This window comes from Acidimicrobiia bacterium (genome assembly GCA_041393965.1).
Taxonomy (GTDB): domain Bacteria; phylum Actinomycetota; class Acidimicrobiia; order Spongiisociales; family UBA5794; genus UBA5794.
On sequence record JAWKJB010000001.1, the window covers coordinates 442,960 to 467,796 of the forward strand.

The 24,837-nt window shown below is 62.5% G+C and carries 29 protein-coding genes; 5 read left to right on the plus strand and 24 right to left on the minus strand.

Going from position 1 to position 24,837, the window contains the following annotated elements; genetic code table 11:
- Nucleotides 1-59 precede the first annotated feature (59 nt).
- From R2823_02310 to pyrE, 3 genes are read right to left on the minus strand one after another with little or no spacing between them, the layout of a single operon-like run.
- Nucleotides 60-821, minus strand: coding sequence for a deoxyribonuclease IV (locus R2823_02310; GenBank protein ID MEZ5175024.1), 762 nt, complete (start codon nt 819-821; stop codon nt 60-62).
- Nucleotides 818-1,501, minus strand: a complete 684-nt coding sequence (locus R2823_02315; GenBank protein MEZ5175025.1) for a hypothetical protein — start codon at nt 1,499-1,501, stop codon at nt 818-820. Before R2823_02315 ends, R2823_02310 begins: the two co-directional genes overlap by 4 nt.
- 1 nt (nt 1,502) lies before the next feature.
- The gene (gene pyrE, locus R2823_02320) at nt 1,503-2,063 is read right to left on the minus strand and encodes an orotate phosphoribosyltransferase (GenBank protein MEZ5175026.1); all 561 of its coding nucleotides are present in this window, start codon (nt 2,061-2,063) and stop codon (nt 1,503-1,505) included.
- A 167-nt stretch (nt 2,064-2,230) separates the two neighbouring features.
- On the opposite strand from pyrE, the gene R2823_02325 reads away from it, so the two are divergent.
- Nucleotides 2,231-2,914 (plus strand): histidine phosphatase family protein, encoded by a 684-nt coding sequence (locus tag R2823_02325; GenBank protein ID MEZ5175027.1) that lies wholly within the window; start codon nt 2,231-2,233, stop codon nt 2,912-2,914.
- 5 nt (nt 2,915-2,919) lie between these two features.
- On the opposite strand, the gene uppS is transcribed toward R2823_02325, so the two are convergent.
- Entirely contained in the window at nt 2,920-3,702 is a 783-nt protein-coding gene (gene uppS, locus R2823_02330; GenBank protein ID MEZ5175028.1) for a polyprenyl diphosphate synthase, read from the minus strand.
- A gap of 148 nt (nt 3,703-3,850) precedes the next feature.
- Here uppS and R2823_02335 point away from each other — a divergent pair, with 148 nt between their 5' ends.
- A complete protein-coding gene (locus R2823_02335; GenBank protein ID MEZ5175029.1) occupies nt 3,851-4,486 on the plus strand; it encodes a hemolysin III family protein in 636 nt (211 codons plus the stop codon).
- Between the two features lie 37 nt (nt 4,487-4,523).
- Here R2823_02335 and R2823_02340 read toward each other — a convergent pair whose 3' ends face one another.
- A complete protein-coding gene (locus R2823_02340) occupies nt 4,524-4,865 on the minus strand; it encodes a cupin domain-containing protein (GenBank protein ID MEZ5175030.1) in 342 nt (113 codons plus the stop codon).
- 119 nt (nt 4,866-4,984) lie between these two features.
- Between R2823_02340 and R2823_02345 the strand changes: the two genes are divergently transcribed.
- The gene (locus R2823_02345; GenBank protein ID MEZ5175031.1) at nt 4,985-5,155 is read left to right on the plus strand and encodes a hypothetical protein; all 171 of its coding nucleotides are present in this window, start codon (nt 4,985-4,987) and stop codon (nt 5,153-5,155) included.
- Between the two features lie 168 nt (nt 5,156-5,323).
- On the plus strand, nt 5,324-6,175 hold the full coding sequence (locus tag R2823_02350; GenBank protein ID MEZ5175032.1) for an alpha/beta hydrolase: 852 nt from the start codon (nt 5,324-5,326) through the stop codon (nt 6,173-6,175).
- Between the two features lie 140 nt (nt 6,176-6,315).
- Here R2823_02350 and R2823_02355 read toward each other — a convergent pair whose 3' ends face one another.
- Nucleotides 6,316-6,597 (minus strand): ribbon-helix-helix protein, CopG family, encoded by a 282-nt coding sequence (locus R2823_02355; protein ID MEZ5175033.1) that lies wholly within the window; start codon nt 6,595-6,597, stop codon nt 6,316-6,318.
- Between the two features lie 59 nt (nt 6,598-6,656).
- Here R2823_02355 and R2823_02360 point away from each other — a divergent pair, with 59 nt between their 5' ends.
- Complete coding sequence (locus R2823_02360) at nt 6,657-6,791, plus strand: hypothetical protein (GenBank protein MEZ5175034.1); 135 nt, start codon at nt 6,657-6,659, stop codon at nt 6,789-6,791.
- A 176-nt stretch (nt 6,792-6,967) separates the two neighbouring features.
- Here the strand turns inward: R2823_02360 and R2823_02365 are convergent, their stop codons facing one another.
- From R2823_02365 to R2823_02450, 18 genes are all read right to left on the minus strand, one after another.
- Nucleotides 6,968-7,396: a DUF3052 domain-containing protein gene (locus tag R2823_02365; protein ID MEZ5175035.1), complete on the minus strand. Its 429-nt coding sequence runs from the start codon at nt 7,394-7,396 to the stop codon at nt 6,968-6,970.
- A 111-nt stretch (nt 7,397-7,507) separates the two neighbouring features.
- On the minus strand, nt 7,508-8,863 hold the full coding sequence (gene argH / locus R2823_02370) for an argininosuccinate lyase (protein MEZ5175036.1): 1,356 nt from the start codon (nt 8,861-8,863) through the stop codon (nt 7,508-7,510).
- 2 nt (nt 8,864-8,865) lie between these two features.
- Nucleotides 8,866-10,083 (minus strand): argininosuccinate synthase, encoded by a 1,218-nt coding sequence (locus tag R2823_02375; protein ID MEZ5175037.1) that lies wholly within the window; start codon nt 10,081-10,083, stop codon nt 8,866-8,868.
- The gene (locus R2823_02380; GenBank protein MEZ5175038.1) at nt 10,080-10,538 is read right to left on the minus strand and encodes an arginine repressor; all 459 of its coding nucleotides are present in this window, start codon (nt 10,536-10,538) and stop codon (nt 10,080-10,082) included. Before R2823_02380 ends, R2823_02375 begins: the two co-directional genes overlap by 4 nt.
- Nucleotides 10,535-11,437, minus strand: a complete 903-nt coding sequence (argB, locus tag R2823_02385) for an acetylglutamate kinase (GenBank protein MEZ5175039.1) — start codon at nt 11,435-11,437, stop codon at nt 10,535-10,537. The genes R2823_02380 and argB overlap by 4 nt, the downstream gene beginning before the upstream one ends.
- Nucleotides 11,434-12,465 (minus strand): N-acetyl-gamma-glutamyl-phosphate reductase, encoded by a 1,032-nt coding sequence (argC, locus tag R2823_02390; protein MEZ5175040.1) that lies wholly within the window; start codon nt 12,463-12,465, stop codon nt 11,434-11,436. Before argC ends, argB begins: the two co-directional genes overlap by 4 nt.
- A 56-nt stretch (nt 12,466-12,521) precedes the next feature.
- The gene (locus R2823_02395) at nt 12,522-13,934 is read right to left on the minus strand and encodes a CCA tRNA nucleotidyltransferase (protein MEZ5175041.1); all 1,413 of its coding nucleotides are present in this window, start codon (nt 13,932-13,934) and stop codon (nt 12,522-12,524) included.
- Nucleotides 13,931-14,518: a ribonuclease H gene (locus R2823_02400; GenBank protein ID MEZ5175042.1), complete on the minus strand. Its 588-nt coding sequence runs from the start codon at nt 14,516-14,518 to the stop codon at nt 13,931-13,933. Before R2823_02400 ends, R2823_02395 begins: the two co-directional genes overlap by 4 nt.
- A 116-nt stretch (nt 14,519-14,634) precedes the next feature.
- A complete protein-coding gene (locus R2823_02405; GenBank protein MEZ5175043.1) occupies nt 14,635-15,570 on the minus strand; it encodes an ABC transporter permease in 936 nt (311 codons plus the stop codon).
- Nucleotides 15,563-16,702 carry an ABC transporter permease gene (locus R2823_02410; protein MEZ5175044.1) on the minus strand — a complete coding sequence of 380 codons (1,140 nt, stop codon included), beginning with the start codon at nt 16,700-16,702 and terminating at the stop codon, nt 15,563-15,565. Before R2823_02410 ends, R2823_02405 begins: the two co-directional genes overlap by 8 nt.
- On the minus strand, nt 16,699-18,228 hold the full coding sequence (locus R2823_02415; protein ID MEZ5175045.1) for an ABC transporter ATP-binding protein: 1,530 nt from the start codon (nt 18,226-18,228) through the stop codon (nt 16,699-16,701). The genes R2823_02410 and R2823_02415 overlap by 4 nt, the downstream gene beginning before the upstream one ends.
- Before the next feature lie 124 nt (nt 18,229-18,352).
- A complete protein-coding gene (locus R2823_02420) occupies nt 18,353-19,492 on the minus strand; it encodes a hypothetical protein (GenBank protein MEZ5175046.1) in 1,140 nt (379 codons plus the stop codon).
- A 196-nt stretch (nt 19,493-19,688) separates the two neighbouring features.
- Complete coding sequence (locus tag R2823_02425; GenBank protein MEZ5175047.1) at nt 19,689-20,474, minus strand: GntR family transcriptional regulator; 786 nt, start codon at nt 20,472-20,474, stop codon at nt 19,689-19,691.
- A complete protein-coding gene (locus R2823_02430) occupies nt 20,471-20,989 on the minus strand; it encodes a VOC family protein (protein MEZ5175048.1) in 519 nt (172 codons plus the stop codon). Before R2823_02430 ends, R2823_02425 begins: the two co-directional genes overlap by 4 nt.
- A gap of 45 nt (nt 20,990-21,034) precedes the next feature.
- Complete coding sequence (locus R2823_02435) at nt 21,035-21,559, minus strand: flavin reductase family protein (protein MEZ5175049.1); 525 nt, start codon at nt 21,557-21,559, stop codon at nt 21,035-21,037.
- A gap of 27 nt (nt 21,560-21,586) precedes the next feature.
- Complete coding sequence (locus tag R2823_02440) at nt 21,587-22,360, minus strand: hypothetical protein (GenBank protein ID MEZ5175050.1); 774 nt, start codon at nt 22,358-22,360, stop codon at nt 21,587-21,589.
- Nucleotides 22,357-23,697, minus strand: a complete 1,341-nt coding sequence (locus tag R2823_02445; protein MEZ5175051.1) for an FGGY-family carbohydrate kinase — start codon at nt 23,695-23,697, stop codon at nt 22,357-22,359. The genes R2823_02440 and R2823_02445 overlap by 4 nt, the downstream gene beginning before the upstream one ends.
- The gene (locus R2823_02450; GenBank protein ID MEZ5175052.1) at nt 23,690-24,715 is read right to left on the minus strand and encodes an alcohol dehydrogenase catalytic domain-containing protein; all 1,026 of its coding nucleotides are present in this window, start codon (nt 24,713-24,715) and stop codon (nt 23,690-23,692) included. Before R2823_02450 ends, R2823_02445 begins: the two co-directional genes overlap by 8 nt.
- Nucleotides 24,716-24,837: the final 122 nt, after the last annotated feature.

Genomic DNA, 24,837 nt, shown 5'->3' on the forward strand with positions numbered 1-24,837 from the left:
ACGCCGCCAGCGATGTCATCTGGCCGCCGTCAACGCGGCAGATGTTGCCGGTCAGGGCACTAGGCCAACCGCTCACGCAGCCATGCGATATCGGCCGCCTGGCCCCCGTTGTCATCCGGGGTCTCGACGATGGTCGTCGTGTTTGCCTGTGCGATGAGGCTGACGATGAGCCCTTCGGGGATCAAGCCGTGGCCCAAGTTGGCGTGGCGATCACGGTTCGAGCCCGCCTCATCCCGAGAGTCGTTCGCGTGTACGAGGGCCACGCCACCGGTCATGTCCGAGATCATCGTCACCGCGCGCTCCATGTCCTGCCCGGCAGCCCAGGTGTGGCATGTGTCGAGACATACCCCGACATTCAGGTCGCCGATCGCGTCCCAAAGCGGTCCGTAGTTCTCAAGGTTCTGCATCACCGAGTTGCCACGACCGGCCGTGTTCTCCACGAGGATCGGCACCTTCACCTCGAACGATTCGAGCGCCTTGCGCCATCGTTCGAATCCGACCTCGACGCTTTCGTCGGGTCCGACGCTTCCGCCGTGCACGACCACGCCGAGCGCACCGATCGCCTCGGCGGCCAAGACCGTGCTCGCAAGTGTCTTGCGCGACGGGATCCGCACCCGGTTGTTCGGTGATGCAAGGTTCATCAGGTACGGCGCATGCACATACACATCGATGTCCGATACCCGCAGTTCGTCGGCGTCAGCGCGGGGAACCGGCGGCTTCCACGATTGGGGATTGGACAGGAAGATCTGGACGGCTTCAGCATCGCGCTCGGCCGCCTCGGCGAGCGGTGCTCTGGCCGACACATGAGCCCCGATTCTCACGCGTCGCCCCCTGTGCCCTTCTCACCGCCGATAGTCGGTGTCACATCGGCATCGATGATGCGCTCCGAGGTGTGATCCACCCGCGTTTCCCACATCAGCGACGGTGCCCCACCAGATGAGGGCACCGCGGACGGAGGTGGACGCAAGGCGTTCGCCCTTGCTCCTTGCGCAGCAAGGGCGATGTCGGTGACCGAGCGACTCCAATCGCTGGCATCGATGTGGAGTTCGTTCCCGTGCCATGCTGCCCCGGCCACCGCTTCTGGGACGGACCCGGCGTCATGCACGGTGACGATCAGCTTGTGGCGCGCGGAGCCGTCGAACTGGTCGGTGTCCACACCGCTCGACACATCGGCGATCGCCTCCCATGGGATCAACACATCCGGGTTGTCGGCTCCAACACGGGCGTAGAGCCCGTCGTCGCGCACATCGACGACCGGTCTGCGCCTGAACAGGTCGACGAGGGACGAGCCAACGAGCACCGCACCGAGCCCCATCAGGGCGGCGCCCCAGAAGATGTCGGCCCGCTGTTGGGCGAGACCGCGGGTTGTCAAGGCGTCGGGGGCACCATCGGGAGGCGTCGAGAACTCGTGAACATACATGATGTCGATCGCTGCGAGCACAAGGACAAGCCCGACGACTCCGATGACGAAGAGGCGAAAGGGAGATCGGAAGGCGTGCATGTCAGGCTTCCACCCCGAGATCGGCCCGAGTGGCAAGTGCCAGATAGGGGATGTCGAGGCGTTCCAGAGCTGCCGCTGCGGCTCCATCCGACCGGTCCACCAAGGCAATCGCACCGATCACCGCCACTCCCTCTGCGCGCAGGACACCGATCGCCTCGATCAGCGCAGAACCGGTCGTCGTGGTGTCCTCGAGGACAACGACACGATCCCGTTCGGCGATTGGGCCGACGACGCGCCCTCCGGTTCCGTGATCCTTGATCTCCTTCCGAATGGAGAACGCCGATACCTGTCGCCCTGTCATCGAAGCAGCGATCGCGGTCGCCACGGCGATGGGGTCAGCGCCCATCGTCATTCCGCCAACTGCGGTCGCCTCGGCAGGGAGCAGTTCGGCAACTGCGGTTCCCGCGAGCAGGGAACCCTCTCCCGAGAATGTCGTTCGACGCGCATCGATGTACCACGACGAGACCACTCCGGAGCGAAGCGTGAAAGGCCCGTTCGTGAGGACCGCATTGGCTTTGAGGTGATCGATGAGTGCCTGCCTTGAAGGGCTGAATTCGGCCACAAGAAAGTCCTCAAGTTCGCGCGGGTTGTGCCGATACAGTAGCCAGACAGGATGCCTTCCTGACCTCCCGTCTAAGCCCGAACAGGGGCCGCCGAAAGGCGGCCCCTTGTTCTTGTGCTGCTTCGGGCGGCCCCGAACTCTGGCGGATTCGTCGGTATCCTGACCCGATGGACATCGTCTTCATCCGACATGGGCAGCCGCAATGGGCCGTTGACGGCCTCTCGCAAGCTGATCCGTACCTCACCGACCTCGGACACGAACAGGCTGCTCTCGCAGCCAAACGCCTCGCGTCAGATGATCGTCGATCAACCGAGCTCGTTGTGTCGCCCGCGCTACGGTCCCGCCAGACCGCCGCCCCGATTTCCGATCTCACCGGACTCGATGGCTATACCATCGATGATCTCGTCGAGGTCCGGATGCCTGATTGGTCCGGTATGTCAGAAGAGGCCGTCATCAACATCTTCAAGACGACGAAGCACCGCTCGCCCGAGGAGTGGTGGCAGGGCCTCGACGGGGGAGAGTCGTTCCGCGACTTCCACAATCGAGTGACGACGGCACTCGATCACCTGCTTGCCGAACGCGGCATCACCAAGGACGAGAACGACCCGAACCTGTGGCACTGCGCCAACGACGACGGGCGCATCGTGATCGTTGGCCACGGTGGAACCAACTCGGTGTGCCTCACGCACCTGTTGGGGATTCCACCGTCACCGTGGGAATGGGAGAAGTTCGTTCTCTTCCACGCATCGTTCGCCCGGGTCAAGGTGCTTCCCCTTGCCGGGAACCATGTCATGAGTCTGCGCACCTTCAACGATCAGGACCACATCCCGATCGACCAGCGGTCGCGCTAGACCGCCTACCGGCCATACCGGCGCTCTCGTCGCGTGTAGTCGCGGAGAGCTCGCAGGAAGTCGATGCGCCGGAACGCTGGCCAGTAGACATCGACGAACGAGTACTCCGCATACGCTGCCTGCCATAGCAGGAATCCCGACAGCCGCGCTTCCCCCGAGGTGCGCAGGACGAGGTCGGGGTCGGGGAGATCCGACGCGTACATGCGCGCAGAAAGCGCCGTGTTGTCAATGTGGTCGGCCATGTGGGAGGCATCGATGCCTGAGGTGGCCAGATCGTCCACGAGGTCCTTGACGGCGTCGACGATCTCTTGTCGCCCGCCGTAGGCGAGAGCGATCGTCACTCGACGGTCCCCGGTACGGCAACGCGACTCGAGGTTCTTGGCGGCGTCGACGAGGTCGGAGGGGAGGAGGTCGAGGCTCCCGATGAACTGCACCCGCACATGTTGCCCGGCAAAGGTGCCGGGGATCGCGTCGAACATGTCGATCAGGACGCGGTAGTAGGGGTCGAGCTCTGCCTGTGGCCGTGCGAGGTTCTCGGTCGAGAGGAGCCAGCAGGTCACCGCTTCGATCTCCAGATCAGCGGTCCATTGCAGGAACTCGATGAACTTCGCCATTCCGACCCGATAGGACGCTGCGTAGTCGGGGAGCCTTTCGGCCCTCGCGTAGCGGCGATGGCCGTCGTGGATGACGCCGATGTGACGGGGAAGGGCTCCGAGGTCGAGATCCCGGGTGAGGCGGTCCTCGTAGAGTCGATAGATCGGTTTGAGCGCACGGTCCCGAAGCGACACGGGTTCTCCTCCTGCTCGGGGCACCGCCCCGGCACGCCGAATCGTAGGCGTCCGGCGTGCATCGTGTGTGCCGATCGGTTGTTTCGCGGATGCGCTCTTCTCCGATAGCCTTGCGCCGATGATTCCTCCGCGGGCAACACTGGGCAGAATGCAGAACCCCGTCCGGGGCATGCTGCATGGTTTCGCAGCCGTCGCTGCCGTGTTCGGCACGGCACTGCTCGTCGCACGCGCACCCAACTGGGGGCTTCGGTTCGGTGCGATCGTGTTCGGCCTCGCCCTCGTCGCGCTGTATACGACCAGCTCGTTGTATCACTCGGTGCCATGGCGCGGAGTCTGGAAGAAGCGGATGCAGCGTCTCGATCACTCGATGATCATCGTGCTGATCGCAGGCACCTACACGCCGGTCATCATCGCAACCCTTGACGGTCCGCTCCGCTGGACGGTGTTGGCTGTGGCGTGGGGAACCGTCCTCGTGGGCGGTCTCCAGCATGTGCTCTACCCCACCGAGCGGCAAGGCTTCTCGATGGCGCTCGGCGTGGGCATGGGATGGCTTGGACTGGTCCTTGCGTGGAGATTCGTCACGGAGCTCGGCTGGACGGCGTCAGGCCTGGCCTTGGGCGGCGGAGCGATCTACACGATCGGGATGGTGCTGTTGATCACGAACCGTCCGAAGCTGTGGCCCAGCGTGTTTTCGTATCACGAGCTCTTCCATGTGATGGTCGTCACGGCATCGATCGTGCACTTCGTGATGATCTGGCGGTATGTGTTGCCAACGGGAGCCTGAACCCGGTCGAGGGCACGGCGCCATGCAGAAGGACTGTTCAGAGGTTCTCCGGGATGCTCGGCCCCGGCACCCGGAGGAGTAACAGCCGCACATCCTCATAGCCACCGTTGTGGAACCCGTAGCGTTCACCCTGCGCGATGTGGAGCACATCGCCGGAACTGAGACGGACCGTCGCATCGTCAACAGAGAACTCAACGGTTCCCGCGAAGCAGATATAGATGCGGTGCTCCTTGGCGCTTGAGCGGGGTTCACGGTCCGCGCCGATGGGAACGATCACCTCGGCGAACGACGCGACATCGAAGACATCGGGAGTGAGCTCGCGAAGCTGCAGGTCCCCGAACTCGAAGACCGGCGCGTCAGAATATCGCCGCAATTCCACACACCGATGTTACGCACCCTCCGCGTACCCAGGGTTCGCGTTCAACTAAAAGGTTACTTTCGGCCCACAGAACGCGGGCACTCGCCGTTTCTGTCACACCCGATCGGTAGGTTACAAACATGGACACAATGACCCTCACAACGATGTCGGAGTTCGTCGATGCCGACGCCCTCACTGACCGCGAGCTCGAAACCTGGTTCGCAGCGCTCGGTGTCGAAGTCACGGTCGTACCGCACTGCGACGATGCCGGCTGCGGGACCTGCTTCCCCGCTGCGGTCAGGGCGGCATAGCAAGTCGAAGTACCATCGACTCGACGCGGCGAGCATGGCGAAACCCGGACTGGAGTCGGATCTCGAACATCAGGGTGATCCGGAGGAGCGAATAGGTCGGGTCATCGCCCCTTGCGCCGAACGGACCCTCGAGGCAGAGGGACACCAGACGGAGAGAGGAGACTTGGAATGCCAGTTGCGCGGATCAACGGCGCCGATCTGTACCACGAGGTGCACGGTTCCGGTAACACGGTGCTACTCACCCACGGATCCTGGGGAGATTCCACCGCATGGCGAGCCGTCGTGCCGGGACTGGCCAAGGGATACGAAGTGGTCACATGGGACAGGCGTGGGCACAGTCGGAGCTCGGCAGGCGACGGACCTGACACCTTGGATCAAGACGCTGCCGATCTAGCCGGCCTCATCGACCATCTCGGCCGGCGCGGAGCACATGTGTACGGGACATCGTCCGGTGGGGCTGTGGTCTTGAAGATGCTGGTGACCCACCCGGATCTCGTCTCCAGTGTCGCAGTACATGAGCCGGCCCTGCCCGGCCTCTTGGAAGACACCGCAGACGAAGCCACCGCTAGGACACTCAGGGAAATGAACCGTGACCTCGACGCGGTGAAGACGATGATCGAGTCCGGCCGAGATGAGGCCGCAACCGAGTACTTCATCGACAATGTGGCCGTCGGGTCGGGAGCATGGGATCAGTTCCCGGAGGAGGTGAAGTCGGCCTACATCGCCAATGCGGGCACCTACGCTGGAGAACTCTCCGATCCAACGGCATTCGTGGTAGACACGGACGCCCTTGCGGAGAGCACCGTTCCGATCCTTGTCACCCTCGGAACCGAGAGTCCGCGCCTGCTGGTCGAAACGACAATGGAACTCATCCGACAGGTGCCTACGGTACGAGTCGAGACGCTCGAGGGGGTTGGGCATGTGCCCTACCGGACCCATCCTGATCAGTGGCTCGCCACCCTGTTCGACTTCTATCGAACCATGGAAGCCAACAAGGCGCGATTCCGCGAAACGCCTTGACTCCCCCCCTGCGGGAGACCCCAGAATGGCCAACATGAGTGAACGCGAACACCACCTGATGTAGATCGGGAGGTTCTCCGACGCCACCGGACTGTCGGTCAAGACGCTTCGACTCCACGACGATATGGGCTCGTGTCAGGTCAGACGACCTCGAGGAATCGGCGGATAGCCTCGCGGATGACCTCGCTCGTCGTGGTTTGCTCGGCCGCGACGCGGGCTTCGATCGCGGCACGTAGTTCGGGGTCGATACGTACCGGAACCACATCGGCAGGTGCCGACCCCATCGAAGGTCGACCCCGTCGCCGGATCTTGAGGGCTTCGACATCATATTCGGTCTCGGCGACCTCGGTCGACACCGCTTCGATCTCCTCGTCGGCGAGCAGGCGGCCGCTGGAAGTGCGATAGGTCTTCGGTTCGGTCACCGCAAATCCTCCTTCGCTTGCGGGAGCAGGTCGTAGAAGACGGGTCGCAGAGGCATGGCGTGGATCACCAGATCGACATCATCGGCGAGCTCGAGCCAGAGGATCTCCAGCAGGTTGCCCGCATGGTCGGGCCGATCGCAAGAACCTTCGGAGGGTCGGTGTCCGGGTCGAGGTCGATGGCAGTGACGGCGTGATGGAGGGCGTGAAGAATCGCGGCATCCGCCACTCCGTGCTTACGGGCCGACCAGTGAATCTCCACATCAGAAGTATCGTAATACGCAATTGTGAGGAATGGAATAGGGAAACAGGGGAGAACACCGGTCCCGATCAACATCCTTCTGAGTAGAGCGCCTATCCAGACCCAGCGCCCTCAGAGCCCGGCCGGTGGCCAGTGGTCTCTCAGGTCGCGGCGCACGAGCCACATGAGACCGGACCAGACCTCCGATATCGCACCGACCTTCACATCCACGAGCCCGCTGGGTTCCATCACGGACATCATCGTCTCTCGCTTCTGGAGAGGACTGCTGATCCCTGACGCCTTCTTTGGCCAAGCGGTCCACACAGTGCCGGTCGGGCCGATCGCTCTTGTGGCTCTCGGCAGGGCTCTCATGAGGTCCTGCTCAGTGACACAGAAGGCAACCACGACATCAGCGACACGAAGGCGCGACGAGACCTGTACGCCTTCCGGGAGTGGTGCGAGCCACGATGGAAAGGCATCGGGGGCCCGGATTGTCAAAACTCTCGACTCTTCGACGATCCGCATCTTCTTGGCGAGGGGCGTACCCGAGTATCCGACCATATCGGCAGCGTACCGACCCGACCCCGCCGCGAGAACGGCGCCGAGCCCGCCGACTCCCCTTCACCGACCTCACCACAAGCATCCGCCCGAACGCCCGTCGCTCCGTCCGGCTCACCCGATCCAGGACCGCAGGGCAGCGATCTGCCGAGCAACGGATTCGTGGGAACCGCCTCCGGGGGTGGCCCGGTTCGCGACCGACACTTCGACATCGATCAGGTCGAGGTCGCCCGGCTCGAAGTCCGGATGAGCGTTGGACAGGTCGTCGGCCACGGCCTCCGACAGGGTTCGGCCATCGGCGAGGAGAGTGGCGACGAGCCGACCGACGACTTGGTGCGCCTGACGGAAAGGGACTCCCCGCGTGGTCAGCGCTTCGGCGAGGTCGAGGGCCGTCACCGCGGCATCAGGGACAGGGGGTTGGAATGACGCGGTGGCGAGCATCCCACCGAGCGCGCTGACAGAACCGGCGAGGGTGTCGTCGGCATGGAACACCAGGCGTTTGTCCTCTTGCAGGTCGCGGTTGTATGTCATGGGGAGACCCTTTTGCAGCGCGACGATCGCGGTCAGGTCACCGATCGCTGCTGCGGCTCGTCCACGGACCAACTCGGCGATGTCCGCGTTCTTCTTCTGGGGCATCGCCGACGAACCGGTCGTGTAGTTGTCGGCGAACACAACCCAGCCGAACTCGGAAGACGACCACAGGAGCAGATCCTCGGCGAGCCGCGAGAGATGGATCATCGTCTGGGTGCAACACCAGACGGTCTCGGCGACGACATCGCGGGACCCGACCGCGTCCATCGAGTTGTCGAAGACGGCCCCCAATCCGAGCCGCGCAGCGACCGCGTCGGGATCGAGCGGCAGGGTTGACCCCCCGGAGGCGCCTGCACCCAGCGGCGAAACATCGATGCGCCCGGCGACCCCCTCGAACCGCCCAACGTCACGCGTCAGCATCCAACAATACGACAACAGCTGGTGGGCGAGGGGGACAGCCTGTGCCTGCTGGAGGTGCGTGTAGGACGCGACCACGGTGTCGCCTGCCTCCTCGGCCTTGTCGACGATGATCCCCACAAGCGACTTGATCTGACGGATCCGATCCGCAACCGACCGCCTCAGGTAGAGGCGGATGTCGAGTGCAACCTGATCGTTGCGAGACCGTCCTGTGTGGAGCTTCCCTGCAATCTCCCCGACGATCTCCCCGAGTCGACGCTCGACGGCTGAATGAACATCCTCGTCGCCATCGGTGAACTCGAACGAACCGCTCGCCGCCTCTGCGGCGATCTTTCGAAGCCCGGCGACGATCGCGTCGGTCTCGGACCCATCGAGCAGACCCACGGCACCGAGCATCGACGCGTGCGCGATCGATCCTTCGACATCGTCGACGAGCAGGCGACGGTCGGCGTGATCGACCGTGAACGCCCAGAGCTCCTCCGCGGGTGCTTGCGTGAACCGCCCCTCCGACCACAGGGTCATCGCTACTCCCCCTCCCCGAGCCGCTTCTCGGCAAAGGTTCGGAGGCGCAACGATTGGAGCCTGATGAACCCCTCGGCATCGGACTGGTTGTAGACATCGTCGGCTTCGAAGGTCACCGTCGCCTCGTCGTAGAGAGCGTGCGTGTCCGAACGGCGCCCGTCGACGATCGCCTGGCCCTTATACAGCTTGATGCGCGCCTCGCCGGTGACCGGCTTCTGGAGATCGTCCATGAACTGCTGCAATGCCTCGCGCTCTGGGGCAAACCAAAAGCCGTTGTACACCATCTCGGCGTACCGGTTCGAGAGTTCGTCTCGCAGATGGGCAACCTCACGGTCGAGCGTGAGGGACTCGACGGCCCGATGGGCGTGATACAGGATCGTCCCGCCCGGGGTCTCGTACACGCCGCGCGACTTCATCCCGACGAAGCGGTTCTCGACGATATCGACCCGACCAACCCCGTGCCGTCCGCCGAGCTCGTTGAGCGTCGTCAACAACTCGACTGGACCCAGACGGTCCCCGTTGACGGAAACGGGGTCACCCGCCTCGTAGCCGACGGTGACGAACTCGGGCTCGTCAGGGGCATCCTCGGGATCGACGGTCATCTTGAACATGCCTGCTGGCGGCCCTGTCCACGGATCCTCGAGCACGCCTCCCTCGTACGAGATGTGGAGCAGGTTCGCATCCATCGAGTAGGGCTTGTCCGGAGTCACCGGCGTCGGGATGCCATGCGCCTCCGCGTAGGCGACGCAGTCCGCGCGCCCCTTGAGATCCCACTCGCGCCAGGGTGCGATGACCTTGATGTCCGGCTTGAGCGCGTACGCGGAGAGCTCGAAGCGGACCTGGTCGTTCCCCTTGCCGGTGGCGCCGTGCGCGATGGCGTCGGCGCCGGTGTTGATCGCGGCACGCACCAGCCCTTTGGAGATGACCGGCCGCGCGAGCGATGTTCCCATGAGGTAGTACCCCTCGTACAGTGACGACGCTCGGAACGCGGGGAAGACATAGTCGGTGACGAACTCCTCCGTCAGGTCCTCACAGATCGCCTCGACGGCCCCGGTCCGGAGGGCCTTCGCCCTCGCCTCCTCCGTTTCCTCCCCTTGGCCGACATCGGCGGTGTAGGCGACGACCTGCGCACCGTACTCCTCGATGATCCATCGCAGGATCACCGAAGTGTCGAGCCCGCCGCTGTAGGCAAGCACCACCTTGTTGATGTTCCTGTTCATGTGTCGACTCCCTGCAGCCTGCTTGCCACGACGGCCGCATCGACCGATTGATCGACGACGACGAGGATCGTGTCGTCACCGGCGACCGAGCCGACAACACCCTCCACGGCGGCTGCATCGATCCTGCTAGCCACCAGATGGGCTGCCCCCGGCGGCACCTTCAACACGACGAGATTGCCTGAGACCGCGATGCTCGTGACGAACTCATCGACGGCGTCGTGCAGAACCGTTGTCGTTTCATCATCATGGATTGGATCGCCGAGCTGATAGACGGTCCCACCATCGGCCCTGACGCGAACGGCTCCAACGGCGTCGAGATCCCGCGAGATTGTCGCCTGCGTGACCTCAAAGCCCTGCTCGGCGAGATGGGAACGGATCTCGGCCTGCGTCCCCGGATGCGACGACGCCAACATGGAGCGGATTGCTCGCCGACGGGTGTGCGTGTCGGTTCTCACTCTGTTCCCTCCGGCGTCACCATTGTTCCGATCCCCTCAGGGGTGAAGATCTCGAGCAGCAGTGCGTGCTGGACGCGCCCATCGAGGATGTGCACCTGCTTGACGCCAGCATCGATGGCGGCGAGGCTCGCCCGGATCTTCGGCAGCATCCCAGCGGATGCGGCTCCGGACTCGACGAAGTCGAACAGTTCGGGAGTGCTGATCCTCGAGATCAAGCTTGTGTTGTCTCCGAAATCCCGGTAGAGACCTTCGACATCGGTCAGGAACACGAGCTTTGATGCACCGATCGCCGCAGCGAGGGCACCTGCGGCGGTGTCGGCGTTGAGGTTGTAGGTCTGCCCGTCCTCCCCGCGTGCGATCGGGGCGATCACCGGCACATAGCCCTGCCCCTGGAGCCCTTCGATCAGCTCCGTGTTCACCTTGGTGACCCTGCCGACGAACCCGAGGCGTTCATCCTGGGGCTCGGCGACGAAGAGGTTCGCATCGAGACCGGACACGCCGGCGGCGACCGAACCGTGGTTGTTCACGAGGCGAACAATGTCGGGGTTGACCTCACCGACCAGTGTCGCCTGCACGACCCTGATCGTCTCTTCGTCCGTCACCCGGAGTCCCTCGACCCATTGGGGCTCCATGCCGCGCTGACCCATCGCGCGCGAGATGTGTGGACCGCCCCCGTGGACGATGATCGGTTTGATCCCGACGAAGTGCAGCATCGCCACATCGTCGGCGAAGGTGGATCGAAGCTCCTCGTCGACCATTGCCGACCCGCCGTACTTGATCACGACCGTGGTGTCTCGGAACCGCCGAATGAACGGCAGGGCTTCCGAGAAGATCCCAGCCTTGCCCATGGTCGAAGCGATCCTCGGTTTGAGTGGTGACGGACTCGTGTGACCGGTCATGGCATCGATCCTTCCGTGGAGAGGCCAACCGTTTGCTCCAAACCGAACATCAGGTTTGCGCACTGGACCGCCTGACCGGCTGCGCCTTTGAGTAGGTTGTCGATGGCGCACAGGGCGATGAGATGTCCGGTCGAACCGTTGAGGTGGTACGACACGAGGGCGTTGTTGGAACCAACGACCCACCGCGTCTCGGGCGGCACCTCGAGCCTGCGCACGAAGGGCTCATCGGCATAGGTCCCGTCGAACGCGCCGACGACATCACCGAATTCGACGCCGGGGTTGGTCTTGACATGGATCGTCGACAGGATGCCTCGTAGCATCGGTACGAGGTGGGGTGTGAACACGACACGAACCTCGCCGCTCGCGAACCGTTCGATCCCCTGGATCATCTCGGGTTGGTGGCGATGCCCGAGCACCTTGTACGCCCGCACGGATTCGTCGATCGCACCGAACGCCGTCGACTCCGAAACGGCCCTCCCCGCACCGGTCACGCCGGACATCGCATCGACAACGATGTCGCTCGTGTCAACGAGCCCGGCCGATGCGAGCGGCGCGAGCGGAACAATCGTCGCTGTCGGATAGCAGCCAGGGACCGCGACCCGATCGGTGCCGCGAACCGCGTCCGCAAACAACTCGGGAACCCCGTAGACGAACTCCCCGAGCTGCTCGGGATGGGGATGTTCCGTGCCATATGCGTTGCGATATCGGTCAGGATCATCAAAACGGAAATCAGCTCCGAGATCGATGACGGCGACACCACGGGCGAGCATCTCAACGGCGGGCGATGCCGACGCGCCATGCGGCAGCGCGAAGAACACCGCGTCGACCTCACCGAATCGTTCTTGGTCGAAGGTCACGAGCGGGCGCTCACCGCCCGAGAGCTGTGGATGGACATCGCCGAGCGCCGAGCCTGCCTTCGAATTGGCGCCAAGCAGCTCAACCGAAAACACCGGGTGCGCGTCGAGAAGCCTGATGAGCTCACCCCCGGCATATCCGGAAGCGCCAACCACCGCAACAGAGATCGACATGCCATGGAGTATACGCATATTCGCAGCGTTATGCGTCGGTGGCGCTCGACCGAGCGTCACCCCCGCGTGTCCGACGACGCTGCTGCCCACGCGTCCAGCATCGCGTAGGCCTCCTCTTCGGTGTAGGGGCCGTCTTCGATCCGCTTCTCGAGCAACATGTCCATGATGCGGCCAACCTCTCGCGATGGCTCGAGGCCGAGATAATCCATGACCTGATTCCCGTCGATCGGTGGCCGGAGCGCGTCGAGCTCCTCTTGGGCTCGCAGGGAGACGATCCGCTCCTCGAGCTCATCGATCCGGCGCGAGATGGCTCGCGCGCGCTGCTCGTTCCGCGTCGTGACATCGCACCGCACGAGTTCGTTCAGCTGATCCAGCAGCGGTCCGGCGTCGCGGACATACCGACGCACGGCAGCGTCGGTCCAACCCATCTTGTAGGTGTGGGGCCGCATGTGGAGAAAGACGAGGTTGCCGACATCTTGGACGACATGGTTCGGATAGCGCATCGCCTTCATCCGCTTCCGCGCCATGCGGGCACCGACCACCTCGTGGTGGTGGAACGACACCCCGTTCCCCGAATACTCACGCGTGGCTGGCTTGCCGATGTCGTGAAAGAGGGCGGCAAGCCTCACCTCGAGCCTCGGCTCTTCGCGGCCAGCATCGGTCTTGCCGACAACGGCGATCGTATGTGCGAGCACATCCTTGTGCCGGTGAACGGGGTCCTGCTCGACAGCAAGGGCCGGTATCTCGGGAATGAAGTGGTCTGCGAGCCCGCTTTCGATGAGCGCCTCGAGCGCAACCACGACATGCGCGCCGACGATGAGCTTGTCGAACTCGGTTCGTATCCGTTCCGCCGAGATGATGTCGAGGCGGTCCGCCATGGATGCGACCGCGTCGAGCACCTCCCGCTCAGGCACGAAGCCAAGCGTCGACATGAATCGGAACAGGCGCAGCATCCGGAGGGGGTCATCGGAGAAAAGTACCTCGGGCGGCTGCGGTGTACGCAAAATGCCCTCCATGAGATCCGGCAGTCCCCCGAAAGGGTCTTCCATCACGGGATCGGTGCGCGGGTCGGTCGGCACCGAAAGGGCCATCGCGTTGACGGTGAAGTCACGCCGCGACAGATCTTCGACGAGATGGTCGCTGAAGGTCACGACCGGCTTGCGCGAATCCCCGCGATAGACCTCCGATCGGAATGTCGTGATCTCATGGACCCTTCCTTCGTGGACGAGACCGACCGTGCCGAAATCCTTGCCTGCGAGGAACAGCGATGATGCCCATTCCGCGCCGATGCGTTCGATGTCTCCCGGGCGCGCCCTCGTCGTGAAGTCGAGGTCCGACACGGGCCGCCCGAGCAGCACATCGCGAACCGAGCCACCGACCAGATACAGGTCGTGGCCATCCGCCGCAAACCGAGCGGCGAGGTCTCGGATCTCAGGGGTGAGGATCTCTCGGAACCGTTCCTTCGTCATATGCCCCGCAGCCTCGCCGTGTTTGCGAGCGTGTCGGCGTATTCGTTCCATGTGTAGCCGACATGGGCCCTGATCCACACAAGGCTCAACTCGGGCCGGTTTCGGTAGATGTCGTAGGCCTGCTTGACGAGTTCGAGGTTCTCAACCGGGCCGCTCTTGCGCTTCCATCCCCGCTGCTTCCATCGCGGAGCCCACTCGTTGATCGTTCGCACAGCAAGGTTGGAATCCGAGTACACGGTTGCCGGCGTCCCGTCGGGGACGAGGGACGCACCTTCGATGAGTGCCTTGAGTTCCATCCGGTTGTTGGTCGTTTCGGCGTCGGCGCCGCTGATCTGCGCGATCACCTCACCATCGATCACATAGACGGCACCCCAGCCGCCGGGACCCGGATTCGGGACGGAGCTGCCGTCGGTGAACACCCCGGTGGACGGATCATCGACACCAGGAGAGCCAGTGCCCGTGCCTCCTGTCTCCGCACCCCGACAGGCTGTGCAGAGGCGGGGGGTCCATCCGGGATACCGTTCGAGCACGGATCCGGGCAGCGTGAACGATGACCCGCACTCGCGGCATGAGAACTCTGGCATGGATCACAAGGGTAGAGCGGCCCCGCGGTGTTTCCGATGCGTCGGGATGCCGTCTTGGCGCTCGAACCGACCCGGTTGCTCGTTGGTCCAGCAACAACCGCCTCGGGTGGGCCGAATCATCGAAGGCCCCTGATGAACGGCTGTGCAAGCGCAGCGGGTTGTCGGCTCGAACGGGTGAGGGCGAACATGACAACCAGCGTGATCAGATAGGGAAGCGCTGCGAGGAACTGCGCGTTCACCTGGTAACCGAGAACTGGAACCGCCAGTCGAAAGGCGTCAGCGAACCCAAAGACCATTACCCCGAGAACCACGCCCCCCAAGCGCCATCCCCCGAAGTACACAGCAGCCACCGCGATGAAGCCGCGACCTCCGACCGCAAGGGTGTCGTAGGTCCCGACCTGTCCGAGCACGAGAAAGGCGCCGCCGAGTCCGGCGAGTATTCCCATGTAGTAGATCGACTCTCGTCGACGGCGATTGACATCGATTCCTGAGGCATCACTCGCTTGGGGGTTCTCCCCTACCGATCGAACCTCAAGCCCCCAGCGCGTGCGATAGAGAAGCCACCATGTAATCGGAATGAGCGGATAGAGCAAGTAGGTAGGCCAGGTCTGACCGAATAGCGCTGGTCCGATCAGCGGAATATCGGAAAGGACGGGAATCTCCACGATCGAAGCCCGACGGGTCGCTGGATCGACAATCGAGCTGAGATACCCGGCAAGGCCCAGCACGAGGACATTGGCGGTGAGACCAACCACGAACTGGTCAGCAGTGAGCCTATGGCTCATGTTCGCTTGAACGAGCGCAACGGATAGGCCACCGATCATCCCAAGGATCAGACCGAGCCACACCGACCCGGTGGTCGAGTAGCCAACCGACCCCACAAATGCGCCCGCTAGAAGAGAACCCTCCACTGAGATGTTGATCGTCCCGGCACGCTCCGCCACCAACTCACCGAGTGCAGCGAATCCGAGGAATGCGGCGAACCGTACGGCGCTCGCATACATGGTTGGACTGCTCAAGATGTCCGCGAACGCGGCGAGGACATTACCCACGCTCGGGCCTCCTTCTCACGGCTGCAATCGCTCGCCGCTTTGCGCGGACAAACATGATGGCCGGAGGAAGGAGCAGTGCCATGACCAGAAGCGCCTGAATCACATCGACGATCTTTCGATCGACTCCTGTCGCAGCGAGGAAGCCCGAACCGGTTCGCAGCGCTGCAAAGAGCAGAGCCATCGGAATGGCAACTGTTGCCTGGCTTCCGGCAAGGAGGGCAACAAGGAGTCCCTCCCAGCCGATGTTCGACGAGAAGCCCGTCGTCAGTCGATATCCCGAACTGCCTGCCGCAAGCATGACCGCACCGGCGAGTCCCGCCAACGCTCCGGAAATGGACAGTGCCGCCGAGCCCGTGCGAGAGGCTCTGACCCCGATTGACTGGGCGACACGCGGATTCGATCCGAGAACCCGAAACAAGAAGCCCCAGATTGTGCGTGCAAGGATGTAGGCAACGATGGCCGCCAACACGAGAGCGACGATCAATCCACTCGAGATATCGTTTCCGAACAAGTGAATGACCGGTAGGCGAACGCCTTCGGGCAGGGGTGCACTCGACACTGCCCGACTCGGCCTGTTCGGGTCAGGATCCCTCAACAGCCAACTCGTTGTGACCGCGTAGCCCACGATCTGGGTTGCCACGAACACGAGCAACAAAGTCGAGATGACTTCCGGTACTTGCCTGGCGTATCGCATCAACGCAGCAACCCCTGCGTACAGGCCACCAGCAATAGCTCCCGCTACCAGGCCCGCGACGAGGAGGAGCGGCCCGGGACCCCCCATCTTGGTCCCGACGAATGCCATCGCCATCGCCCCCATCAGGAGCTGGCCCTCCTGGCCGATGTTGAAGAGCCCGGCCCTCACTCCGACAATCATGCCAAGGGCTACCAGAAGCAATGGGGCGGCCACCGTGAGTGTGTTCCCCCAACGCCCCGGAGCAAAAAACGCGCCCTCCAGCAGGGCACCGAGAACGCGCTGCCAGGATCCACCGGTGAACCAGACCAACAGCCCGGCCAGAATGAGGGCTCCGCCGACGCTCACCGCATAGAGGAGAGCTACCTCCCATACCGATGTCCGATGACCAACGAGTTCCGGTGACGCAGTCTCGCTGCGGCTCTCGCGGGAATCATTCATGTGGCGTCTTCATCTTCAGTTGTTCCCCCAATCAGAAGACCGAGACGCTCCACATCAAGTTCGCTTCTTGCCATCTCGCCGATGATCCGACCCCGGTAGATGACAAGGATCCGATCCGACAGGGCGATGATCTCGGACAAATCAGTGGAGATCAGGAGTACGCCGACCCCCTCATCTGCCGCATGTCGGATTCGCTCTCCGATGTACTCGATCGCACCGACATCGAGGCCGCGCGACGGCTGGCTCGCAACGAGAACCTTTGGTTCACGACCCAATTCTCTCGCAAGAACTACTCGCTGCTGATTGCCGCCAGAAAGCTGCCCGAATGGGGTATCAACGCTTGGCGTATGGATGTCGAAGTCGCGGATCATGGTTGCGGCACGCTGATCGATCTCTGCTTGTTGGATCACTCCACCGCGTGAGAACGAAGCGACCGACGACAGCACCAAATTCTCAGCTACCGACATTTCGGGAATACATCCCGAGTCGAATCGATCGGCTGGTATAGCAGCGATTCCAGCCTTGGCCATGGCGCCAGCCGCACCGGTCGGAATCTGCGTCTCGCCCATCGCGACCGTCCCGGAGGTCAGTTTGAGCAGGCTCATCAGGACATCGGTGAGTGGTCCCTGGCCATTGCCGGCCGCTCCAGCGATTCCAACAACCTCGCCCGCACAGATCGAAAGCGAGAGTCCGTTGAGGAGAACCTCGCCGTCATCAGCACGGGCGTGTGCATCGACGACTTCCAAGACCGGCGTTTTGACTGAGTTGGCTGGTTCATCGTTGGCCAGCACCTCGTGGACCGCCAAGGCGCCAATAGCGGCAGAAGCCGATCGGAGTGTTACCGATCGCCCCACCATCGCACGGGCAAGCGATCCGGCATCTGCTCCCGATGTAGTCACTTCGTCCACGACCCTGCCGTCGCGCATGATCGTGATCCGGTCAGTGACGCTCAGAATCTCATCCAGCTTATGACTCACGAGCGCGACGGACCATCCTTCGGTTTCGACACCGATCCGAAGGACCTGAAACAGGTGCTCGGACTCAGCGGGCGTCAAGACAGCCGTGGGCTCATCCATGATGATGATCCGTGGTGCGTGGCGAAGACACTTGATGATCTCCACCCGCTGGCGCAGGCCTGCCGGCAGGTCCCGGATGTAGGCGTCAGGGTCGATGTCGAGTCCATAACGATCTGAGATCTCGCGAACCCGCTCTTTGGTCGTGTCCGGATGAAGGGGTCCGGTCTCGCCAAGAGCGACATTCTCCCACACCGTTAGTGCGTCAACGAGGCTGTAATGCTGGTGAACCATCCCGATGCCGAGTTCCGCTGCTGCCTTCGGATCGGTGATGAACTGCTCGCTCCCATCGATCGTGATCGTGCCCTCATCGGGGAGAACCAGACCCATGGGCATCCGCATCAGCGTCGACTTCCCAGCTCCATTCTCTCCGAGGATTCCGTGTATCTCGCCTCTGCGCAGGGAGAAATCAACTTGGTCGCATGCAACGGTCGGACCGAATCGCTTCGTCATTCGCTCCATACCCAGCACAACACGACCACTCCCCGAGACAGAGCCGGGCACTGGAGCAATCATGGTTGGACGACGGTAGGGGAGCAACCGGTCTCCCATCGCCGGTTACCTCGCGAGTAGCCGATCAGAACTCGTAGGCCTCCGACAGGATGCTGAAGATCAGCTCGTCGTACTCTCCGGCACCAATCGCCTTGTTGAAGTCGTCGAGAGCCTGCACCTGTTCAGGCGTAGCGTCACAGAACCTCGCTCCAACCTCGGGATCCACGCCGACCCTGAAGATCCGCGCACCGCCCTCCTCGGCGGTACCGGACAGAATCTCGTTGAAGATCGGGACGAGATAATCGCCAGCATCGAACATCACTTCGAGGTCATAGTCGAGATCATCTCGTTCGCATCCCTTCGACGACCCGGCGGTCATCGTGATGAGACCATCCTCATTCGCCAATGCGACAATCGGTTCGTGTGCACCACCCAGGAATGGGTTGACCGCATCGGCACCTTGCGCAACCGCGTTGTTATAGGCCTCGGTTGCGCCCGCCGTGTTGTTGAAATCAAACGGGAAGTTGCCCGTCGGAACATAAGTCGCGGTGATCGACTCGTTCGCCAGCTTCAGTCCTTCCTCAAAGGCTCGATACGATTCAACTTCGAAGTTGAGATCGCAGCAACCGAGGAAGACGGCGCTTTCGCCGCCAGCAGCATCGATGAGCAGCCCAGTCGCGTAGCCAGCCGACAACTGGAGTTCAGCACCGCTGTCCTGACTGCGCAGGAGGCCGGGTGTGTCTTGATAGCCAGAGCCGCAGTTGCAATACCAGAAGATCTCATCAAACTCAAGGAAGAGATCCTCATTGCCATCGGCCAGCCCGCTCGACCCTATTGCGATGATGTCTACATTCTGGGCGGCGAGGTTCTCCAATTCCTGATGTGAACTCGCGGCATCGATCTGGTCGACAATGATGGGATCCTCGAATCCGTTCTCCGCCGAGATCGCCTCAACCTGCTCGACGAGTGCCTGGTAGTAGGCGCCATCATCGCGCGGACCTTCGGTTGCGACGCCGATACGGACGACACCATCGCCGTTGAAATCAGCGGGGTCTGGCTGAACCGACGCCGTTGTTGTCGTCGCCTGCTGCGCGGTCGTGGTCGTGGAGTCGGATTGTGGCGCGGTCGTTGTCGATGTATCGCCGCCATCGCTGCTGCAACTAGCTCCGACAATGCTGACGACTGCAGCAATGATCAGCAATTGGGTTCGTTGTTTCCTCAACATGAACTCATACCTCCGCAGAGAGTAGAACGGGCCGTCGTCTCTTCCGAGCCGGAACTCAGTTGATCGAGCTTGCTTCTTCCATATTCGCTGTTCTTCTTTGGACTGATGGTCAGACCAGATCCAACTGTAGTCGCGATTGGTGCCTGTGTCCAATCGTGTGAGGGTGACGCGAGTCCATTCCAACCGCTGTGGTGCGCTACATCCCGACCGTTCGAGTCGGCGCTGCAGCAACCTGCCGAACCTCTCGACCTCGATGGTGTGCGCGTGCCATCAGTCCGTCGATCGGACCAAGGTGGTCCTCAAGTGTGTCAAGCAACGCCTCCACATCGCGACGGGCGAGGGCCTCCGCGATTCGGAGATGCTCGTTTGCAAGTCGCATCATCGCATCGGTTGCCTTTCGTTCGTGCAGCGCATCGTCTGAAAGCATCCCGAATAGCATCGCTGCGGAGAGGTCTGCAGCTTCGATCGCACCGAGCAACCTGCCGTACATCTCGACCAGGACCTGATTCCCGCACAGGTCGGCTATTGCGGCATGGAATCGCCGATCCGCCATCACGAACTCATCGATCCGAGCCGGGACCGGAGTCCTCGCGAGCTCGAGGACCTCTGCGCGATCCCGCGCTGTTGCCCGTGATGCTGCGAGCGAAAAGAGGGACAGCTCCATGATCCGCTTGGCCTCGACGAGGGCCCGCGCCGTCTTGCGACGACCGTCGGAATCCGACAGACCAGAACCTGCGACATGCTCGGCAATGAATGAACGATTGCCGCGTCGTTCGACAGCCCCGATAGCGACAAGTGCTTGGATGGCTTCCCGGACCGATGTTCGTGCGACATCGAACTGTTCGGCAAGTGCCCGCTCTGCCGGTAGCCGCGTGCCGGGGGCAAGTTCGCCGCTCACGATCCTTCGATAGATGTCGTCGCGGACACGCGCAGACAGCGTGCTGCGCTCGATGGGCTGGAAGGGCTGACGCGGATCTGTCACTCGCTTCCCCAAGCCTCGGCGATCCTCGCGTATGTGCCCTGACCATGGGAAAACTCGACGGTGTTTCCATCCGGATCCTCGACGAAGCAGATGTAGCCGATCGGATCAGCCATCTCCACCGGTCCGAGGGTCAGCACACCGGCTGCTTCGGCTCGAGTTGCTATCGCGTCGACATCCTCGCGAGATGTCAGTTCGAATCCGAGGTGCGCGAAAGGGCCCAGGATGGTGAGCGGAGCGTATCCGAATGGATCCATATCGGGTTTGAACTGCGACAGCACGAGCACAAAGGGTGCGGCCTTGTCCTGTGGATCCGCTAGCCATGCACCAACCCCATAATCATCGGAGCTCCGCTGAAGCAGTTGTAAGGGCGTGTATTGCAGATACCAAGCGATTGAGCGCTCCAAGTCGTGGACCCGCAGCGCGAGATGGGTAAGGCGAGGACGATCGATGGCACCGTCGGCTCCTTTCGATCTCGCCATGCCGACCCCCACCTCGTTGATCTGTTCCCCGTTCACGCCATCACACTCGATACGGCGTGTTGGCTTTGGTTTGCGATGACCCTACCAGCGACCTGAGGTCTGGTCGGAATCATGGTCGAGTCGGTCCCAATATGCCTTGCGCCAATAGATCAGAGGATGTCGCTCGTAGGGCTTCGCATCAACCACATTCATCAACACGACACCCGTTCCGCAGTGCTCCACAACCCTGTCGACCCGCCCGAGGAGTGAACCTGCGTTCTGTCGAAGGATCGGGATGCCATAGTCGACATCTGACCAAGCGAAATCCTCGAATGGCTCTGCCGATGCGTAGGCGAAACCAGCCGACTTCGCAGCTTGCCCCGCAGCAAGAAGGGTAATGCCGATGAGCTGACCAACCGTGATAAAGGGCCGCATGGAAGCAGCCCCGCCGATACACGCCAGAACGCCTGGCGGTTCATCGGACACCTTGGTCAGAGAAGAGATGGTCATACCCCGAAGGATGCCGTCGGGATCCACAAGTGTGGCGACTCCGACTCCGGTAGGTACATTGGCCAGCACAACCTCCGCCGCGGCCGACACCGCCTCTGGCTGGCTCTCGGATTCCATCGTCACATGTCTCCCCACCTACTCGGCCTATCCGTGAACGGCCTTCGCAAGACGGCGGACCATTGCCGTCGGATCCTTGGCGCCCCAGGTATTCCGTCCGAACGCGATACCGGACGCACCCGCGGCTACCACATCGGAGGCGTACTGCACGGCTTCGTCCTCTGTGTCCTTCTTGGGCCCCCCCAACACGAACAGTGGAGCTTCGCAGTTGGCGACAACGACGGAGAGGTCGTCGATTTCGGGAGGTGCCATCGTCTTTACCGCATCGGCACCTATCTCCACACACACTCTCGCCGACCGAGCGATGTGCTCGGCATCCCAGGGGATGGTTCGCGCCCACGTACCCGGAATGGACTCAGCAATAACGGGCATACCGAGTTGCTCGGCCTCGCTCACGACAGCGGCAAGCCGTTGCAGTGACAGCACCTCATCGTCGGCTCCTGGAAACACCATCAGAACGACGGCATCGGCGCCGACCGTTGCTGCCAATTCCACACGATACATCAAGGAGAAGGAATCACCGCTCCCGTAGTTTCCCATCTGGGTCAAGGCGCCATCTATCCGAAGGATCAGCCCATTGTTGGCGAAGGCTTCTGGATATCGCCTGGCAACCTGCCAGGATGCCAGAATCCCGTCAGGGCCTCCCTGGGCAACGCGCGTTACCACATCGAGATCGGGGCCCTCGCCGGAAGACGACTGCATGTCGATGGCAACGAGAAACGACCGGCCATCCGGACCCATGTATCGCGAGGCCCTCCGCCGCTTGCCTGCACCAATCGCAGAAGAAATCGTGTCTGTCATCGAGCGTACTCCTTGCTTGTGTTGAATGTGGTCGCGTGGTCTTGAGTGCTGAGTCGTTCAGTGGCAGCGTCACCGAGAGCGATGAACCGGTCAAGGCCTGCCCGGTACACTTCATTGGGTTCAGGCTCGATCGTCGTCATCGGCGGAATCGGCCAGTCTGATGTGTTTCCCTCACCAGGGCCCGGCCACCAGTCGATCGCCGCTCCCGCACCCAGGACGGCACCGTATGCTGCCATGTCGTCGCATTCGGGGATATCGATTGGCGCTTCGAGGATCGCAGCCTTGATGGCCACCCATGTCCTGCTTCTCGATGGCTTGCCCGAGCAAACAACCCGGTCCAACTCCATCCCCTGGTGTTGGAGCACGCGCGCGATGTGGGCCAACCCGTATCCTGTACTCTCGAGGATCGCTCTGGAGACGACTGCCACATCGTGGTCGATGTGCAGACCCACGATCGTGCCCCGCAGTGCGGGGTTCCAGCGCGGGGCTCGCTCACCCTCGAAATACGGAAGAAGCATGACTCCCTGGGATCCTGGGGGAATGCCTTGTGCGATTTCGAGAAGGTCGGGAATACTCCGGCCCGTGATCGCCGACCACCAGTCGAGCATCGCGCCGTGGGCTGCCACGGGGCCGCCGACGATGTTCACGCCAGCCACGGCGCTCGGCATTCCGTATTCCGCAGTATCAGGAAACCTCAAAGCGTCGACCGCAAGGCCCAATCCCCCCGTCTTACCTCCTGGATCAAAGGCTCTGCCCGGAACGCCGATTCCTGCGGCCCAACCCGTCATATTGCCGTCGTTCGATCCTGGTACGAGGGCGATCCCCTTCGGGAGTCCGTAACGACCATCGGTGTAGCCGACGCAACTCCCGACGGGAACCGGTTCACCAAAGTCGACAAGGGCGTCAGACCGCGGCCAAACACCCTGCGTCTCAGAGCTCCCTCCAATCTGGGCCAAGAGCCAATCCCACAGCTGGCGAGGCTGGAGCGACTCGCCGAGCATGCTGCGCAGTTGTATGACTTGGGCTGCATGTTGCTCCTTCGGCGTGCCGTCTTCGGCCGAGGGGTGACGGAATGTCAGTGCTCGCTGCCCGTCCTGCGCCACCGTGGTGGGTCCATGGCCGCCGACACAGATGGCATCGGGTGTCGGACTATCGAGTTTCGCGAGGGCATCGCACATTCCCGCAAGCCAAGCAGCCGGATCCGCTTCACCTCGTGGTTGGGATCCCATGCCGTAGTTGGCAGAAGACACCGACACGATCTCGCCCGATCGGTTCGCTGCAATTGCGCGCGCGGCACCGCTGCCGATGTCGAGTCCGACGACGACGCGTTCAGTCATCGGGCGTCGGTGGGATGACGAAGACTCTGAATGTTGGCTCACTCGTCACGAGCTTCATCGCGTCCGTCACGGTGTCGAAGTCGAATTTGGCGGTGACGAGGGCATCCAGCTCCGTTGCAAGGCACCCGGATCGGATGTACGCGGATCCGATCGACCAGTCGATCGGTTCCTGGCTGAAAGCTCCAACGATCGAAACCTCTTCACGGTGCGATTTGTCCGCTCCCACCGAGGCCAAGAGATCCGTGTTGAAGGCACTGTAGAGAACGACCGATCCGCCGTAGTCCGCCATCTCCACAGCCAAATCCACACCCGCCATTGCTGTCACAAAGATGACATCTTGAGGACCGCCCATGCTGAGCGCCTCTTCGGGCGAGGCGACCCATGTGGCACCGGCAGCAAGGGCCTCCGCACGCCGATCCTCCGATATGTCGATCACGCCAATACTGGATGCGGCTCCGAGGCGGCAGAGCGCGAGATGCAGCCTCCCCATGAAGCCCCCACCGATGATCGCGACCCTGTCGCCGGGCCGGAAGTTGCCTTGGCGGAGCGAGTGAACGCAGCAGGCAATCGGTTCACCCATCGCGGCATGTGACATTGGTGCATCACCAACCGGATACACCGACTTGGCATCGATAGCAATGAGATCGGTGAAGCCGCCAAACGACACGGTACCGTCCGACAACAGGCGGCCTTGCCGCGACCGACAAAGGGCCGTGTGGCCCTTCCTGCACGGTCCGCATGTGCCACATCGAGTCAACAGGTCCATGGTCACACGATCACCAACCTGCGGCGATCCCTCAAGGTCTCGAACCGCCGCACCAGTCTCGACGATCACGCCCGCTGCCTCGTGGCCGGGAGCAACCGGATACCACTGCTTGTCTCCCGCAAACAACCGACGCTCGAATGTGCAGATTCCGCACGCGTCAACATCGACGCGAACCTGGGCAGGGCCCAAGTCAGAGGTCGGATCAGTTCTGATCCCAACTTCGCCTACTCCGGTGAATACGACCGATCTCACGGTACCTCCGTTCACAGTGGCCCGATCTCTCGAGGGCCAGATCGTCGCGAGAGGCGCAACGACATGCTCAATGGTCTTATGGTCAGACCATACCATCGTTGGGTTTCAACCGTCGACAAGGC

What these genes read in the sequence shown, in the direction of transcription:
- R2823_02315 (MEZ5175025.1), bottom strand. Translation starts at nt 1,501, where the DNA reads ATGCACGCCTTCCGATCTCCCTTTCGCCTCTTCGTCATCGGAGTCGTC.
- R2823_02325 (MEZ5175027.1), top strand. Translation starts at nt 2,231, where the DNA reads ATGGACATCGTCTTCATCCGACATGGGCAGCCGCAATGGGCCGTTGAC.
- R2823_02335 (MEZ5175029.1), top strand. Translation starts at nt 3,851, where the DNA reads ATGCAGAACCCCGTCCGGGGCATGCTGCATGGTTTCGCAGCCGTCGCT.
- R2823_02345 (MEZ5175031.1), top strand. Translation starts at nt 4,985, where the DNA reads ATGGACACAATGACCCTCACAACGATGTCGGAGTTCGTCGATGCCGAC.
- R2823_02350 (MEZ5175032.1), top strand. Translation starts at nt 5,324, where the DNA reads ATGCCAGTTGCGCGGATCAACGGCGCCGATCTGTACCACGAGGTGCAC.
- R2823_02365 (MEZ5175035.1), bottom strand. Translation starts at nt 7,396, where the DNA reads ATGGTCGGATACTCGGGTACGCCCCTCGCCAAGAAGATGCGGATCGTC.
- argH (MEZ5175036.1), bottom strand. Translation starts at nt 8,863, where the DNA reads ATGACCCTGTGGTCGGAGGGGCGGTTCACGCAAGCACCCGCGGAGGAG.
- R2823_02375 (MEZ5175037.1), bottom strand. Translation starts at nt 10,083, where the DNA reads ATGAACAGGAACATCAACAAGGTGGTGCTTGCCTACAGCGGCGGGCTC.
- argB (MEZ5175039.1), bottom strand. Translation starts at nt 11,437, where the DNA reads ATGACCGGTCACACGAGTCCGTCACCACTCAAACCGAGGATCGCTTCG.
- argC (MEZ5175040.1), bottom strand. Translation starts at nt 12,465, where the DNA reads ATGTCGATCTCTGTTGCGGTGGTTGGCGCTTCCGGATATGCCGGGGGT.
- R2823_02395 (MEZ5175041.1), bottom strand. Translation starts at nt 13,934, where the DNA reads ATGACGAAGGAACGGTTCCGAGAGATCCTCACCCCTGAGATCCGAGAC.
- R2823_02400 (MEZ5175042.1), bottom strand. Translation starts at nt 14,518, where the DNA reads ATGCCAGAGTTCTCATGCCGCGAGTGCGGGTCATCGTTCACGCTGCCC.
- R2823_02410 (MEZ5175044.1), bottom strand. Translation starts at nt 16,702, where the DNA reads ATGAATGATTCCCGCGAGAGCCGCAGCGAGACTGCGTCACCGGAACTC.
- R2823_02415 (MEZ5175045.1), bottom strand. Translation starts at nt 18,228, where the DNA reads ATGACGAAGCGATTCGGTCCGACCGTTGCATGCGACCAAGTTGATTTC.
- R2823_02420 (MEZ5175046.1), bottom strand. Translation starts at nt 19,492, where the DNA reads ATGTTGAGGAAACAACGAACCCAATTGCTGATCATTGCTGCAGTCGTC.
- R2823_02435 (MEZ5175049.1), bottom strand. Translation starts at nt 21,559, where the DNA reads ATGGAATCCGAGAGCCAGCCAGAGGCGGTGTCGGCCGCGGCGGAGGTT.
- R2823_02440 (MEZ5175050.1), bottom strand. Translation starts at nt 22,360, where the DNA reads ATGACAGACACGATTTCTTCTGCGATTGGTGCAGGCAAGCGGCGGAGG.
- R2823_02445 (MEZ5175051.1), bottom strand. Translation starts at nt 23,697, where the DNA reads ATGACTGAACGCGTCGTCGTCGGACTCGACATCGGCAGCGGTGCCGCG.